We start from the raw sequence: 15,952 nt of genomic DNA on the forward strand, positions 1-15,952 counted from the left end.
GGTACTCCGTTGTCGTGCCGGAGAGCGGAAATCATCCCAGTATTTTACCATGAAATGCGCTAAAATGGGTTATGTTACCCCCTCTTCCCGCCATGATCGCGCTCGTGCAGGCACCGCAAGCCCCGAGCTGGGAGACCCTCACTAAGGCGTTTGCCTACGACTCCCACGCGCCTCTGAGCGCCAAGGAAACCAGCGACGGTAGCCGGCTCAAGCTTAGCTTCACCAACCTGCGTGGGGAGACGGTCACCGCGCTCTACCAGAGGCCCGATGGTCCTGGCCCCTTCCCGTGTGTCGCACTGCTACATGGCCTCGGCGGAAGCAAGGAGCAGCTCTTCGCACTCATGGCCCCGGAGCTGGTCAAGCAAGGCTTCGCGGTCCTCGCCCTGGATGCGGCCCTGCACGGCGAGCGCAAGGTGGAGGGCAAGAGCCCCCAAGCCGCGTTTCTGAAAGTGGTCCCGGATACGGTCAAGGACTGGCGCCAAGCGCTGGACTGGCTCAGCACCCGCCCCGAGGTGAATAAGAACCGCATCGGGCTGCTGGGGTACTCGATGGGCGCGTTCCAGGGCAGCATTCTCATGGGAGTCGAGCCACGCTTCCAGGCCGCGACTCTCTGTGTCGGGGGCGATCCCTTTGTCACCTTCCCCGGTGCCGCGCTGGCGTCCCCAAGCAACTTTATCGGCCACGCCACCCCACGCCCGGTCTACTTTGCCAATGGCACCAAGGACACGACAGTAACGCCGGCTGCCTCGAAGGTGCTCCTCAGCGCCGCAAAAGCCCCCAAGGTCGTCAACTGGATCGAGTCCGGCCATCTCTTGCCTGCTGAGGAGGTAAGGAAGGGCCTCTCCTGGCTCACTCTCCGGCTAAAGCTCCCCGCCGCCGCCGATCGCTTCGCCGCGCCCGACCCCGCCACGCTGCGCTTTGCGCCGGTCGAGGATGCCGATGCACGGGTGGAGAGAGTGAGCTTCACCAATGCCGCCAAAGAGCCGGTCAGCGGGCTCTACGTGCGCCCCAAAGACGGCACCGGCCCCTTTCCGCTTGTCCTCGTGCTGCATGGCAAGGGCCACAGCAAGGAGCGGATGCTAAATACGATGAAGCGCGAGTTCGCCAGCCGCGGGATCGCCGCCATTGCTCTGGATGCCGCGGGCCACGGCGAGCGCAAGCCGGTCACCGACACCGAGGCGATCTTCACCACGACGATCCAAGACTACCGCCAGCTCCTGCCGAATCTCCTAGAGCGCCCGGAATTAAATCCCGAGAAAGTCGGGCTGATCGGCTTCTCGATGGGCGCGATGATGGGGACGATCCTCACCGCAATTGACGAGCGCATCCGGGTGGCGCTTCCCTGTGTCGGCGGCGAGCTGGACACGCTCCCCGCAACCTGCCGCCCCGCCCTCTTCGCCCCCTATGTCACCGACCGCCCGATCGCCTTTGTCAACGGCCACAACGACCCGACCGTCCCCGAAGCCGCCGCCAAGAAGCTCCATTCAGCCGTGGGTACAAACCCCACAATCTTCTGGTACGACGAAGCCGACCACACGATCCCGAAGCCTACGCTGCGCCTCGGAACCGACTGGCTTGTGGAGAAGCTCAAGTGAAGCGCCTCGCGCTTGGCCTGACGCTGGGGGCGGTGCTGTTTGCATTTTCCCCCCTAACCCCCGCCGGGCGGGGGGACAATAAGGAAAAACCTATTGGAATCCCCCGCCGGGCGGGGGCTAGGGGGGGGCAGGCATTTCTGGACAAGTACTGCGCTCCGTGCCACACGGGGGAGAAAGCGAAGGGGAACTTTCGCACCGAAGCACTGACGCCGGAGAGCTTCAAAGATCGGGCGCTCAAGGCCAAGTGGGCGGAGGCGGTGAACCAGCTCAACAGCCAGCTCATGCCCCCACGCGAGGCAATGCAGCCGACCGCCGCCGAGGTGGCGGCGTTTGTGGACGGGGTGGCAGCGGAGACCAAGAAGGCCGAGGACGCGCTTAAAGACAAAGCGCCCGTGATCCGGCGGCTCACCCGCGATGAGTACAAGAACTCCATCAAGGACCTCACCGGCGTGGATTTTGATACGTCGGGCTTCCCTGCCGACCCGTCGGGGGGCGGCTTTGACAACAATGCGCGCAATCTGACGGTCTCCCCGCTCCATGTCGAGCTCTACGCCAACGCCGCCAAGCAGATCCTGGATCAAGCGCTGGTCGAGGAGGGCCAGCCGCGCCCCGAGAAGATTCTCTGGCGCTTCGACCCAAAGAACACCGCCATGGACTCACGACGGGTGAAGCTCGATACCAAGAACAACTTCGTGATTGTCAATGGCGGCAAGAACACCGAAGAGGGCGACTGGATCGTCGTGCACCACGAGAGCTGGGACAAGGGAGTCGATGCGCGCAACTTCGCGGTGCCGGTCGAGGGAAACTATATTGTCCGGCTCCGTGCCGCCGGGCGTGTGCCCAATCGCCAGCAAGTGACCGCCGCCGCCGAGAAGATCCTGGCTGCGCGCCGTGACCAGCAGCTCCAGCAGAACCCCAACGGTGCCAAGTACCACCAGGAGGCCTACCAGCGCGACCTGAAGCACTTCGCCACCGACCCGATCTACGGCTACGGCCCGCCACGCGTGAAAGTGGTGCAGCACCTCGGCTCGCAGCCGCGCACGGTGGCAGAGGTGGATATCACCGAAGGCCCCAAGACCTACGAGTTTCCCGCGCGCTTCACCACCCAGTCGGCGGGAATCAACTTCCACTACGCCTACGACATCCCACGCGTCTTGGAGAACTTCTGGTGCCAGGGCCACGACGACTTCGCCCGCCCGGAGCTTCTGATCGACTGGTTCGAGCTCGAAGGCCCGATCTACGATGCCTGGCCCCCTACCAGCCACACCCGCATTCTCTTTCCATCGCCCCTGCGCCAGAGCAACGAGCGGGAGTACGCCAAGCAGGTGCTTGCGGCATTCATGCGCCGCGCCTACCGCCGCCCCATCGCAGAGGCGGAGCTGGCCGGCAAGCTGGCGCTCTTTGACCAGGCGCGACAAGACAAGCTCAGCTTTGTCGAGGCGATCAAGGCTCCTCTCACCGCTATTCTGGCCTCGCCCAACTTCCTCTTTCTCATGGAGACGCCCGGAAAGCTCACCGACCACGCGCTCGCCGCTCGCCTCTCCTACTTCCTCTGGGCCGCGCCGCCCGACACCACTCTCAGCCAGCTCGCCGACTCGGGAAAGCTCAGCAATCCGACCACTCTCAAGCAGCAGACCGACCGCCTGCTCGCCGACCCGCGCTCGTCGGAGTTTGTACGGCGCTTCGCCGGGCAGTGGCTGGGTCTGAATCAGGTCGGGGCCAATCCCCCCGCCGCCGATCTCTTCCCCGGCTACGACCGGCACTTTGAGCTCTCGATCGTGGGGGAGTCCGAGGCGTTCTTTGCGGAGATTCTAAAGAGTGATTTAGATGCGCTGAATCTGATCAAGTCCAACTTTGTCGTGGTCAACGAGCGCCTCGCACGGGCCTATGGGATTCCCGGTGTCAAGGGCGATACGTTCCGGCGCGTCGCTGTCCCCGCAGGAGTCCACCGTGGCGGCGTCCCCACCCAGGCCAGCATCCTCACGATCACGTCGAATGGCACGCGCACGTCGCCGGTGAAGCGGGGCACCTGGATCATGAAGACCTTGCTCGGGGCCGATCCGGGGCTCCCCGTGGCCAATGCGGGCGAGATCGCGGCGCGCGTGCCGGGGATCGAGAAAGCGACCGTCCGTAAGCGCCTCGAAATCCACCGCACCCGCCCTCAGTGCGCCCGCTGCCACAGCCGCATCGACCCGCTGGGCTTCTCGCTGGAGAACTTCGACGCCTCCGGGGCGTGGCGCGAGCGTGAGGGCTTTGGCTACAAGGGCCGTGTCGAGCAAAACGACCCGCTGATCGACGCCAGCTCACAGCTCCCCGATGGCACCAAGATCACCGGTGTGGACGGCCTCCAAGACGCGCTCCTCGCCCGCAGCGACGACTTCCTCACCTGTCTCTCGACCAAGCTCCTGACATTTGCCCTAGGCCGCGAGCTCTCTCTTGCCGATCGGCCCCTCGTCCAGGGCGCGGTAAAGTCCATGAAAGCCAACAAGAACACCCTGCGCTCGCTGATCGAGTTCACAGTGACATCGGAGGCTTTTCGGATAAAATGAACATAACCTTTCCTCGCAGCCGGGCGGCTAAAGCGGCCCGCTGGTGCGGCAAGACCCATAAATGGGCCTCGTTGTTTCATACCCTACCCTCAGCGGGCTTCAGCCTGCCTGCCGAAACAGCGGGCCGCTTTAGCCGCCCGGCTGTGATGCCCCAGGAGACCCCTCAATGAACCGACGGTTTGTTTTGCGCGCCGCAGGCGCAAGTCTATTGTTGCCGATGCTGGAGGCAATGCTCCCGCGCCGGGGCGAGGCCGACGAGAGCAAGTTCCAGCCGTGGGAGCGCTGCGATGTGAAGCACCCGCGCCTGATCTGCTGCTACATCCCCAACGGGGTCAATATCGCCGAGTGGGTGCCCAAGGACGCGGGCGAGAGCTACACCCTCTCCCCGACACTCCAGGCGCTGGCGGGCATCCGCGACGAGTTCACGGTGCTCTCGGGGCTGGGCCATCCCCAGTCCGAGGGCGGGCACTCGGGGGCGGACACGTGGCTGACAGGTGCGAACCTCAAGAGCAAGCCCGGCTCGGACTACACCAACTCCATCTCGGTGGACCAGATTATCGCCGCAGCACACGCCAAAGCAACCCGGTATCCGTCGCTCCAGCTCTCCGACCTCTCCGGGACCGGAAGCGCGGGACACTCGCACACGCTCTCGTTTGACCGCAACGGCACCCCGCTGCCCTCCGAAAACTCCCCACGACGGCTTTTCGAGCGCCTCTTCGTGCCCGAGAACGCCGCCGATCGGGCCGCCGCGCTCCGCCGCTACACCCAGCGCCGCTCGATCCTCGATGAGATCTCCGCCGAGGCCAAGGCGCTCGATAAAAAACTCGGCACCGACGACAAGAAAAAGCTCGATGAGTACTACACATCGGTGCGGGAGACTGAGCAGCTGGTCGGGCGACTCCAAGGCTGGATTGATGTCCCCAAGCCCAAAGTCCCCGAGACGAACCTCGGCCTCAACATGCAGCCCGCCAACGCACACGACCGCCCCATGTGGCTCGATGTCATGCTCCAGCTCAGCTATCTCTCGTTTGTCACCGACACGACCCGTGTCATTACCTTCGAGTGGTCCCGAGAGGCGGGCGGCTTTGGCGGCGGCGGGGAGAACCACCACGAGCTCTCCCACCACGACGGTAGCCCGGAAAAGCTCAAGAAGCTCGCGGAGATCGACAAGTTCCACCTAGGCCGCCTAGAGCGCTTTGTCAAGCTCCTCGCCGCCACCCAAGAGGCCGAGAGCCGGATGCTGGACCGGACGATGATTGTCTTTGGCTCGGGGATGAACTCGGGGACGGGCACGGGAGACCACTCGCCCAAGAACCTGCCCCTGCTCCTCGCCGGCGGAAAGGCGCTCGGGCTTAAGCACGGACGGCACCTCGCCTTCGATCCCGACAAGCATCCCCCGCTCTCCAATGCGCTCCTGACGCTCCTTCAAAAAGCCGGTGTGGAGACCGAAAAATTCAGCGATGCCTCGGGGACGCTGCAGGGGCTGGTCTAGCGGGGCGGAAGAAAACGACTCACCCGGAGTAGTGCCTCCGGTGCCGCCAACGACGAGACGCTCTGGGTTTCATCGTAGACCCGGACGCTTCGGTACTCGCCTGCCACTGGGTCCCGGTAGACTTGGACGCGACGCCCCGTAATGTCCACAACCCAGTACTCCGGGATGGTAGCCGTGGCGTAGAGGAGCGCTTTCTCGGTCTTGTCCTTGTGCAGTGTGGCACTTGAGACCTCGACAACAAGCACAAACTCCTCCGGACCAGGAATCCCCGAGGTCAGATAGTCCGTGATAGGGTGGCGTGTGACCGCAACATCGGGCTGAGGCTCCTGGGTATCACTGATTGCCAGGGAGCCCCCCATGCGCGTAAAGTCTTCCCCGAAGATTTGAATCAGTGCCAAGAACAGCCGTGAGTTGACAAAAAGGTGTGGTTCATTGGGCATGGTGGAGATAATCTCACCGTCGATAAGCTCGTGGCGGCCATCCCCAAGAACGCCACTCTCACAGAGCCAGTGGAAGGTGGCACGTGTCCAGCGCACCTTGCCTTGCTGTGGAGGAAGCACGGGCATTTTTTCTTGGGTCTGGGAGGCCATTCTCCCATTATACCGCTCACGGCTCGACCAAGGCGCTCGGATAGGCTACAATACAGCCAGACAATGAGCCACTCTACCTGGCGCGCCAAGAACCCGATCGTCTCGTTTCGCCATGCGGTCGAGGGAATCGCACACGCGTTTCGCACCCAGCGGAACATGCGCTTTCACACGATCGCCTTCTCCCTGGTCTTTCTCGCGGGGCTGATCCTGCGCCTCCCACGGGTGGAGATGCTGGCGCTGGTCTTCTGCGCCGCCCTGGTGCTCATCACCGAGATGTTCAATACCGCGATCGAGGCGACCGTGGACATGATCACCCAGAGCTACCACCCCGCCGCCAAGTTCATCAAGGATATCGCCGCAGGTGCCGTTTTGATCTCCGCGATCACGGCGGTGCTGGTGGGCGCGGTGGTCTTCTGGGGAGCGGTGCGCCCCGAGACCCTGAGCCTGCGCCTGATCCAGCCGCCCACTGTCCCGGTCTTTATGGGCGCGTTTGTCCTGCTGCTCCTGCTCGTGCTCGTGGGCAAGATCGCCGGGCGCAAGGGCTCACTCCTGCAAGGTGGCGTGATCTCCGGGCACTCCGCAATCGCGTTCTATCTGGCTGGCGTGATTGTCTTTCTCGTGCCACAGCCCGCCGTGGCGCTGCTCGCGCTGGGGCTGGCGGCGCTGGTTGCACAGTCGCGTGTGGAGGCAAAGATCCACACGCTCCGCGAGGTCGTGGCTGGCGCGGTGATCGCGCTGGCGCTCGCGGCCCTGGTGCTCAAAGTCCCCCAGTGGCTGGGAGCACACCTGCCCTCGCCCTGGTTCCCTCACCCCAAGTAATTCTATGGACCCTGCTAGTATTCCCCCGACGATTCTCTTGGCCAGTAGTTTGCTGGTCCTGCTCCTCATCTTGCTCATGGGGGCCTTTGCCATGGCCGAGGCCGCGCTTCTCTCCCTCCGCTCCACCCGAGTCGAGCAGCTGGTGGAAGAGGGGCGGCGTGGTGCAAAGGCGGTCCAGACCCTCCTGGAGAACCAGCCGCGCATGATCGCCACGACCCAGGTGGGGGTGACCCTCTGTGGCTTCACCGCCGCTGCGGTCGCCGCGACTGTCCTCTCGCACCCGCTGGTTCCTCTCGTCCAGAGCGTGCTCCACGACCGAAACAACGACTACTCGCGGGTCGTGGCCTCGGCCATCATCACGATCCCGGTCGCGGTGCTGGCGATGGCTCTTGGCGGGATGCTCCCCAAGACCCTGGCGCTCCAAGCCCCCGACCACTGGGCCATGCGCCTGGCCCCCCTAGTCCGCGCCTGCACGACCCTCTTTACCCCCTTCTCCGCCCTGATCCTGGGCCTCGCCCGCACGATCGCGCCCCAGGCACGCTTCGAGGCGCCCATGATGACCCGCGGCGAGTTCGAGAAGTTTGTCGATGACCAAGGCAAGGGCGGGGGAATCGATGAGGACGAAGAGGAGATTATCAAGAACATTATCGAGATCTCCGAGACCGAGGTGCGCGAGGTCATGACCCCCCGCGTGGACATGGCCGCGGTTCCCGTGACCTCGCCGCCCGAGAAGGTGGTCGAGCTGATTTTGGCATCGGGGCACTCACGGATCGCGGTCTACGCCGGGACGATCGACAATGTGATTGGGATTCTCCACGCCAAGGATCTATTGCGCCTGCTGGCAGGCGAGGACCGGCCCCTCAATATCGGCAAGCTGATTCGTCCCCCCTACTTTGTCCCCGAGAACCGCCGGGTCGCTGATCTCTTGGAGCACATGCGCCACTCCCACCAGCAGCTCGCCATTGTCCAGGACGAGTACGCGGGCACGGCGGGGATTGTGACGATTGAGGACTTGTTAGAGGAGATTGTCGGGGAGATCAAGGACGAGTACGATGTGGACGAGCCGGAGTTCAAGGTCCTCTCGCCCACGGAGACACTCTTTGACAGCCGGCTCAGCCTCGACGATATCAACGAGCGCTTGGGCACGGCCCTGGAGCACGAGGACTACACCACGATCGGCGGCTATGTCTTTGGCATGCTCGGCCACGAAGCCGCAGTTGGGGAGCGTGTGGTGACCGAGGGGGTGGAGTTTGTGGTGGAGAAGCTCGAGGGGCGGCGCATCAAGACCATCCGCGCTACCCGCCTCCCCGAGCCCCTCCTTCCCTCACCGCCCGTGGACGAGGACTAGCGGATCAGGGAGCGAATCCAGATCAGGCTCCCGACCGTACTGAGTGCCTGGTTGAAGTCAAACCCACTCTTGCGCGAGGGATCGGGGATGTAGAGCACGTCGCCGTCCTGAATCTCCAGCGCCGCCTGCTTGCCGTTCTCCAGGTTGATCTTGGTCGCCTTCTCGGGCAGACTGCCGTCGGGGAGCCGACGTGCGAGCTGGATGTCCTTGCGCTTGGCTCCCTCCAGCGGCCCCGCGTTGGCAACGGCTTGCAGGACCGTGATCTTGCCCTGGAGCGGAAACGGCCCCGGGGTCCGCACCCCGCCGTAGACCGTGTACTGGCGCGGCTTTTCCAGGCGCGGGACATAGATCTCGTCCTTGTCCTGCAGCTTGATGTCCTTCTCCGATGCCCCCGCGACAATCTCCTCGTAGGGAACGGGGATGCGCTGGCCCTTGCGCAGCAGGAAGACATTCTTGCGGTCCCCGAGCTCCGTGATCCCCCCCACCATGCTCAAGAGATAGCTGACCGTGTTGCCCTCGGTGATCGGGAGAAGCGGCTTGGTGAGGTCCTTCACCTCCCCCACAATCTTGACACTTCCCTCGGTCGGCTGCCCCAGGCGCACATAGACCCGGTCGCCGTCTTCGAGCATCGGGTTGGTGGTCTGGGAGCTATCCTGCCCGTTGCGGTACTTCTTGTAGTCGATCTTGAGGGTCGCCTTACCGCGCAGCACCTCGACATGCTCCAGATCGGCCAGCGGGGCGGGATTGGCCTCCTCTAGCACATCAGAGAGCCGAGTCCCCTCACGCAGCACCCGGCGCCCTTGTCCGGCAACCGCCCCATTGACAATCACCTCTCGGGCCTTGCGGGCGACAATTAGCACGGTCACACTCGGGTTCTTCAGGTACTTGGCGCTCTTGAGGCGAGACTCGATAAAGCGCGCCGCCCGCCCCGTGGGGTTGTTGGCCACCAGCACCTGCCCGATAAACGGCAGCTCGATCGTGCCGTCCTCGCTCACCGTAACCAGCTCGGCGGAGTACTTTACCTCCCCCGCGACAATCACCCGCAGGTGGTCGTTCTTCTGGATGGGCTCGGTGATCGGGTCCTGGACCAGCTGGCCAATCGGGGCCTGCGGGGGGGTCTGGGGCGCGGTGCTGGTCTGAGCCAGGGCAGGCAGGCTACTCACGAGCGCCAGTCCGGTGATAAAGTAGAATGATCTCATTGTTTTCTCCACAAGGTGTGAAAGCTCTCGTCGTGCTATACCTGCGGAACCTAAAGCGAGGTTCCCGTGTTTCATCTTCGGAAGAAAACCCCGTAATTTGAAGAAAACCTAGTAATTGAAAGAGAAGTATGCCAGAAGTAACTGAGGCACAGGTGCTGGCTGCCCTGCGCACTGTCCCCGACCCTGACCTAGGCAAAGACCTGGTCAGCCTGAACATGATCAAGAATGTCCGTATCTGCGAGGGCAATGTCGCCTTTGTGGTCGAGCTGACAACCCCCGCCTGCCCCATGAAGGCCAAGATCGAGGCGGACTGCCGCGCCGCGGTCGGAGCGATCGAGGGTGTCACCAACATCAAGGTCGAGCTCACCGCCAACGTGGTCTCCCGGCGGGCTCAGGGCGGAAAAGTCCTCCCCAAGGTCAAGCACGTGATCGCGATCGCATCGGGCAAGGGCGGGGTCGGCAAGTCCACGGTCACCACCAACCTGGCGATCGCGCTAGCACAGGCCGGCGCACGGGTCGGGGTGATGGACGCCGATGTCTACGGCCCGACCATCCCGATGCTCCTGGGGCTAGAGGACGAGCAGCTGGAGCAGATCGCGGAGCGCCAGGTCGACGGCAATGTGATCCCCAAGATCAACCCGCTGGAGCGCCACGGGGTCTCGTGCGTCTCGGTGGGCTTCATGGTCGAGGCGGGCCAGCCGCTGATGCTACGCGGGCCGATGCTCGGAAAGGTCGTGAACCAGTTCCTCGGGGATGTCGCCTGGGGTGAGCTGGACTATCTCCTGGTGGACATGCCGCCAGGCACGGGTGATGTGACGATCTCCCTGGTCGATGCGATCCCACTCAGCGGCGCGGTGATTGTCATGACCCCGCAGGATGTCGCGGCCAGTATCGCGGTCAAGAGCCTCAAGGCATTTCAAAAGTCCAATGTCCCGATCCTGGGGATTGTCGAGAACATGGCCTACTTTGTCGCCCCGGATACGGGCAAGACCTACTACATCTTCGGGCGCAGTGGCGGCCAAGAGGCGGCGGAGGCACTGCAAGTCCCGTTTCTGGGCCGCATCCCGCTTGAGATCGCCACCCGTGAGGCATCCGACTGCGGCGAGCCCGTGCTCATCACCGACCCCGAGAGCGCCCAGGCCGTGGTGTTTCACGAGGTCGCGGGCAAGCTCGCCCAGCAGATCAGCATCCAGGCCCGCAAGTTCCGCCCCCTCACCGTGATGTAGGCTTCCTTGACAAACGCAAGCGCTCGTGCTACTATCCTCTCCATCTAGTAAAATGTTTTACTAAAATGGTTTAGGAGAGCCTTGGGCGCTATGCGGCGTTTTCGAAAAGCAACAATCAAGGAAGTGGCACAGCAGGCGGGGGTGTCGGTGACGACGGTCTCTCTGTTTGTGGGCGGGCGCGAGAGTGTCTGCTCGCCGGAGACGGCGGAGCGGATTCGCCGTGCAGTCGAGGCGCTCAACTACACGCCCAGCTCCCTGGTCAGCAGCGTTCAGCGCCGCGCCACCCGCACCTTTGGGGTCTGCATGCTGAGCCCGCTCGACCCCGAGCTGGACTTTGGTGGGCACTTCTACGAGCAGCTCTGGCGTGGGATTGTCGCCGAGGCCGATGCCATCGACTACTCCCTCCTGCACTTTCCGGCGTCGGTGCGGTGCGGGGCCAGCACCGATGCGTTTCTCGACGGGCGCGTCGATGGCGTGCTCTACCATGCCAACACCCACAGCGACCCCAACCAGCGCCCGACCCGGCTGGCGTCTGCGGGGCTACCCACCGTCTTGCTCACCCGCTCTCAGGAGCTGCCGGAGGGCTGTGGCACGGTCTACACCGACGAAGCCACCACGGCGGCACTGGCGCTAGAGCATCTCTGGGAGCTCGGGCACCGGCGCATTGGGCACCTCGCGGGGCCACGGGCCAGCGGCGATGATGGCATCGTCGGTGAGATCGGCCTGGGACGGCTCAGAGGCTACCGCCAGTGGCTCCAGGCGCACGATGCCTACGATCCCGCCCTAGAGGGCTTTAATGGGAGCTGGCAAGACCGCTGTGTGGCCGAGCTGCTCCAGCACTGGTCCACCCAGCCCAGCCGTCCGACCGCGCTCTTCTGTGCCAACGACACCCTCGCGCTCGCCGCGCTCGCCCATGCCCGTGCGCTGGGCTGGCCCCTTTCTGTGGTCGGCGTGGACAATGCCCATGCCAGCGCGGGTCTCACCAGTGTCGATCCTGGGGGCGAGGCCATTGGGCGGGAGAGTGTCCGCTCCCTTCTGCGCCTGATCGAGGGCGCTCCCGTTGCGCAGTGCCGGGTGGCTGTCCCGGCGCTCCAGCTACACATCCGCGCCAGCACCGCGCCCGTGTAGCCTTCTCAAGAAACAGCACAACAAAGAAAGATCCCTAAAAAAATGAAAAATCTGTCTACAACACGACGAGCCTTCACACTCATTGAGCTACTTGTTGTCATTGCCATTATCGCCATCTTGGCCGCCATTCTCTTCCCTGTCTTCGCCCAAGCGCGTGAGAAAGCCCGTCAGACCGCCTGCCTCTCCAACATGAAGCAGATCGGACTGGGGCTGATGATGTACCTGCAAGACTACGACGAAGTCCTGCCGATGGCGCAGAGCTACGGCCCCTACAACGCGGCTCTCCCCTCGCTGACCAGCCCCTACGTTCAGAAGGTGCAACAGTACGGCACGCAGACGGCCACCAACTCGATCTGGGCCTGCCCCAGCGATGCCACCCCGCGCCTGAACGGAGGCAACCCCAAACAGTCCTATGCCGCCATCTTCTGGACCGCTGGCCCCGACCGGGCACCGTGGGCAAGCTGGACCGCGGCGGGAACTGGTGCCTACATCGCGGGTAAGTCACTGGCAGCCTTCAGCTCCCCGGCTGATACCTTCCTGCTCGCCGAGGCGCACCAGGACGAAGGCATTCTTGGAACCAACTATGTCGGGGTGAAGCGTCCCTTTATCCTCGCCACGGACAACCAGAACAACGCCTTCAACGCCCAGAACTGCACCGTGACCTCGAACAACCGCTGTACCAACCTCAAGAATCCCGCCCACTCGCTGAGCTGGAACTATGTCTTCGCCGATGGCCATGCCAAGTCCATGCGCCCTGAGGCGACACTCGGCAAGGGCGTGGGCGGCAACGGCCTCGATGCCACGGGCTCCCCCTGTATCCGCACCCGTCCTTGTGGCCCTTGGACTCTCGATGACCAGGACTGAGCGAGCGCAGCGCTATCTGGAGACGCAGGCAATAAACGCCCTGCGTCTCCCGGAGGGCAGCGAGCCGGAGGAAGGAATCTTCCGGCTCCTGCCCTTGGAGGCGTTTCAGCTCATCGCAGTGCTGGAGACGGGCGATGCCCCGATCCCACCGCACTTGCTCGAAACGTCTCTCGCGCGGATCACGCAGCGCCGTGACTGCGCCGACTTTGTGCTGGTCGCGCTACTACGAATTCTCTTGCGTCCCCACGCCGCCGCACGCCTGGGTGTGAGTGAGCGCGAGGCAATCACCGAGGCTGCGCTGAATTTCTGCTACTGGTGGGATCAGCGCGATGCCAGCGGGCGCGGCATCCAGGGAATGTGCTTCCACACCGAGAACCACCAGATTCTCTTTCACTGCGCCGAGCTTCTCGCAGGCCAGCTCTTCCCGGAGCGTGTCTTTCCAGGTACCCAGCAGATCGGCGCATGGCATGTCGCAAAGGCCACGGAGCGCTGCCAGCGCTGGTTTAGCCACCGGCGACGCTTTGGCTACGCCGAGTGGCTCTCGTGCTACTTCGATGAGGACCTGCTCGCCCTCGTCAGCCTCTACGACTTTGCCCAGGATGCGGCAATCCGCGACGAGGCCCGCAAGCACGTTGACTTTCTGCTCTCCGAGGTCGCTCGGCATAGCTTCAACGGCGTCGTGGGAGTGAGCCAAGGCCGCACTTACGCTGAGTTTCTCACGGGCCGCCGCCACGATCCGCTAAGCACGCTCACTTGGCTGGTCTTTGGCGACGGGGAGCCCGATCTCTCGCACCCCACCTTCGCCGCAACCGCCCTCGCAACCAGCACCTACCCCCTTCCCTCTTCGCAGCGAGGAACGAGCGATCAGCCGGAGAGAGTCACGAGTGGTGCGAGTGGGGAGAGGCAGTGCCGCTACGGCGTCGGCCCGGGCGACGCCGAGGCCAGCGGGATCGATCTCGATAATCTAGACGACTCGCTACTCTTCTGGGCGGTGCAGAACGCACGGCACCCAAAACTACGAAAGACAGCGTTTGCGCTGGCGACCGCCGCTGAGGATACCTGGCTCCAGAACTTCATCCGCGAGGCGGAGGTGCTCGACGATGGCGAGGCGATCAACACGGTGCTCGGGCCGGTGGATGTGCTGACCTACCAGACGCCGCACTACCAGCTCTCGTGCGCCCAGGACTTCCGGCCCGGCGGGCTGGGCTACCAGCAACATGTCTGGCAGGCGACCCTCAGCGTCGATGCCGTGGTCTTTACCAACCAGCCCGGCGGCTACTCCCAGAGCAGCGCCCACAGCGAGCGCCCCAACTTCTGGGCGGGTAACAAGTGGCTCCCCCGCGCCGCGCAGCACAAAAACGTGCTCATCTGCCTCCACCGCGCCCCCGCCGATGCCCCCCTGCCCTTCTCCCATGCCTACTTCCCGCGTCGCGCTTTTGGCGAAGTCGATGAGAGCGGCCACTGGGTCTTCGCCCGACTTGGGGCAAGCTACCTGGCGCTCTACTCACAGCACAAACCTAGCTGGCATGGCGATGATGAGCTCCGCGCCGAGGCCCACGAGAACCTCTGGCTCTGTGAGCTGGGCGACGAAGCGGCGTTCGGGAGCTTCACGGCCTTCTGCGAGGCAGTGGTTGCCGCGACGCCGACACATAAGACGCCGCTCGCTGTCACCTACCCCTCGCCCTCGCTCGGTCAGGTACACTTTGGCTGGAGCGAGCCGCTGACAGTCAACGACGAAGAACTCTCTCTCCATGGGTACCCACGCCCGGAAATTCCGCAATGAAACAAATCCCCAACGCAAGACTCAATCTCTCTGCCCTCCGCCAGCCCATGCTCGGCTTTGGCGGCTCCCAGACCTTCAACGGCGACCTGCTCCACGATTTTCCGGGGCGCGATAAGGTCTACGAGGCGCTCTTCCAGGACCTAAAGCTGGACTTCTACCGGCTCCGCAACTTCCACGACTACGCTGGCCAGCAAACACGCTTCGATACCCTAATCCAGGACTTCGCCCGCGGTGCCCTCAAGTACGGCCGCGGCAAGGGGCGCGGTGCCAAGGCACCGGTGCGGACGATGTTCACGGCGTGGAGCCCACCGGCGCGGCTCAAGAGCAATAACCTGGTCTCCGGGCGCTCCGATGGGACCGACAAAGGCCTGGAGAACGCGACCCTCAAGCCCACCGCCGACGGTGCGAGCTATGTCTACGACGACTACGCGCACTGGTGGCTGGAGAGTGTCCAGCAGTTCAAGAAGCTCAGCGGCGCCTACCCCGACTACATCTCCCTCCAGAACGAGCTGGATCTCTCCGTGCCCTACGAAGGCTGCCGCTTCCTCCCTACCGAGGGCAAGACCCGCGAGGGCTACGCGCTGGCCGGCTACGACAAGGCGCTCGCCGCGGTCTCGGACTTGATTCGTAAGACCCTGGGAAAGAACGCCCCCAAGATTGTCGGGCCGGAGCCCTTCACGATTCAAGTGGATGGGAGTGGCAAGGGGCGTGTGCAGAGCTATGTCACCCCCGATGTCCTCGCGCGCCTGGACGCCCTCGCCTTCCATATCTACGGCTCCGGCGCGGAAAAAGCCGACCAGACACAGTTCCACAACGCGCTTAAGGCCCAGCGGGTCGCGTTCCCCAAGACGCCCCTGCTGCAGACGGAGTTCTTGGAGGGCGATACGTTTCTCAAGCTCGCCACCCAGATCCACGACACGCTGGTGATCGGGGAGGCCAGTGCCTACTTTATCTGGATGGCGTCGCGCTCCTTCCACACCCCGAGCTGGGGCATGGTCTACTTCGATCCCAACACCGGGGTCATCGAGCGGCGCGAGCGCTTCTACGCCATGAAGCACTACTCCGCCTTTGTAGGCGAGGGCTGGAGCCGGGTCGAGGCCGAGTGCGCCGATCCTGAGATTCGCCTCTCCGCGTTTGTGCAGCCGCAGCAGAAACAAGCGGTCGCGGTCTTACTCAACCCGACGGACAAAGAAAAGAAGGTCGCCCTCACCCCGCCGCTGGGCTACAATAGCGCAGAAATCTTTCGCTCCAGCCAGGGCGAGGACGGTGAGCGCTGGCGTCCGCTGGGCAAGCTGCCCCCCGATAACACCCTGACCCTGCTCAAGCGCTCCCTGGTCACCGTGCGCTTTTTTTGAAAGG

12 protein-coding genes are annotated in these 15,952 nt (G+C 63.8%); 10 read left to right on the plus strand and 2 right to left on the minus strand.

The features are described from left to right. Positions 1 to 71 precede the first annotated feature (71 nt). The 3 genes from HNQ39_RS22505 (at position 72) to HNQ39_RS22515 (ending at position 5,636) form a co-directional block, all read left to right on the plus strand. Complete coding sequence (locus HNQ39_RS22505; protein ID WP_184202297.1) at positions 72 to 1,595, plus strand: alpha/beta hydrolase family protein; 1,524 nt, start codon at positions 72 to 74, stop codon at positions 1,593 to 1,595. Further along, positions 1,592 to 4,144, plus strand: coding sequence for a DUF1592 domain-containing protein (locus tag HNQ39_RS22510; protein WP_184202299.1), 2,553 nt, complete (start codon positions 1,592 to 1,594; stop codon positions 4,142 to 4,144). The genes HNQ39_RS22505 and HNQ39_RS22510 overlap by 4 nt, the downstream gene beginning before the upstream one ends. Before the next feature lie 166 nt (positions 4,145 to 4,310). Further along, positions 4,311 to 5,636, plus strand: a complete 1,326-nt coding sequence (locus HNQ39_RS22515; protein WP_184202301.1) for a DUF1552 domain-containing protein — start codon at positions 4,311 to 4,313, stop codon at positions 5,634 to 5,636. Here HNQ39_RS22515 and HNQ39_RS22520 read toward each other — a convergent pair. Beyond that, positions 5,633 to 6,226 carry a Uma2 family endonuclease gene (locus HNQ39_RS22520; protein WP_184202303.1) on the minus strand — a complete coding sequence of 198 codons (594 nt, stop codon included), beginning with the start codon at positions 6,224 to 6,226 and terminating at the stop codon, positions 5,633 to 5,635. The genes HNQ39_RS22515 and HNQ39_RS22520 overlap by 4 nt on opposite strands. A gap of 63 nt (positions 6,227 to 6,289) precedes the next feature. Here HNQ39_RS22520 and HNQ39_RS22525 point away from each other — a divergent pair, with 63 nt between their 5' ends. Both HNQ39_RS22525 and HNQ39_RS22530 read left to right on the plus strand, forming a co-directional pair. After that, positions 6,290 to 7,045 carry a diacylglycerol kinase gene (locus HNQ39_RS22525; RefSeq protein WP_184202305.1) on the plus strand — a complete coding sequence of 252 codons (756 nt, stop codon included), beginning with the start codon at positions 6,290 to 6,292 and terminating at the stop codon, positions 7,043 to 7,045. Between the two features lie 4 nt (positions 7,046 to 7,049). Continuing rightward, positions 7,050 to 8,393: a hemolysin family protein gene (locus tag HNQ39_RS22530; protein ID WP_184202307.1), complete on the plus strand. Its 1,344-nt coding sequence runs from the start codon at positions 7,050 to 7,052 to the stop codon at positions 8,391 to 8,393. On the opposite strand, the gene HNQ39_RS22535 is transcribed toward HNQ39_RS22530, so the two are convergent. Beyond that, entirely contained in the window at positions 8,390 to 9,592 is a 1,203-nt protein-coding gene (locus HNQ39_RS22535; protein ID WP_184202309.1) for a polysaccharide biosynthesis/export family protein, read from the minus strand. The two genes, HNQ39_RS22530 and HNQ39_RS22535, sit on opposite strands and share 4 nt — an antisense overlap. A gap of 128 nt (positions 9,593 to 9,720) precedes the next feature. On the opposite strand from HNQ39_RS22535, the gene HNQ39_RS22540 reads away from it, so the two are divergent. The 5 genes from HNQ39_RS22540 (at position 9,721) to HNQ39_RS22560 (ending at position 15,948) form a co-directional block, all read left to right on the plus strand. Further along, positions 9,721 to 10,818, plus strand: coding sequence for an Mrp/NBP35 family ATP-binding protein (locus HNQ39_RS22540; RefSeq protein WP_184202311.1), 1,098 nt, complete (start codon positions 9,721 to 9,723; stop codon positions 10,816 to 10,818). A gap of 90 nt (positions 10,819 to 10,908) precedes the next feature. Then, a complete protein-coding gene (locus HNQ39_RS22545) occupies positions 10,909 to 11,946 on the plus strand; it encodes a LacI family DNA-binding transcriptional regulator (protein ID WP_184202313.1) in 1,038 nt (345 codons plus the stop codon). A 42-nt stretch (positions 11,947 to 11,988) separates the two neighbouring features. Then, on the plus strand, positions 11,989 to 12,810 hold the full coding sequence (locus HNQ39_RS22550; RefSeq protein WP_184202315.1) for a DUF1559 family PulG-like putative transporter: 822 nt from the start codon (positions 11,989 to 11,991) through the stop codon (positions 12,808 to 12,810). Further along, positions 12,797 to 14,593, plus strand: a complete 1,797-nt coding sequence (locus HNQ39_RS22555; RefSeq protein WP_184202317.1) for a hypothetical protein — start codon at positions 12,797 to 12,799, stop codon at positions 14,591 to 14,593. The genes HNQ39_RS22550 and HNQ39_RS22555 overlap by 14 nt, the downstream gene beginning before the upstream one ends. Next, a complete protein-coding gene (locus tag HNQ39_RS22560; protein WP_184202319.1) occupies positions 14,590 to 15,948 on the plus strand; it encodes a glycoside hydrolase in 1,359 nt (452 codons plus the stop codon). Before HNQ39_RS22555 ends, HNQ39_RS22560 begins: the two co-directional genes overlap by 4 nt. The last annotated feature ends 4 nt before the right edge of the window (positions 15,949 to 15,952 follow it).

This window comes from Armatimonas rosea, from assembly GCF_014202505.1.
Classification (GTDB): Bacteria; Armatimonadota; Armatimonadia; order Armatimonadales; family Armatimonadaceae; genus Armatimonas; species Armatimonas rosea.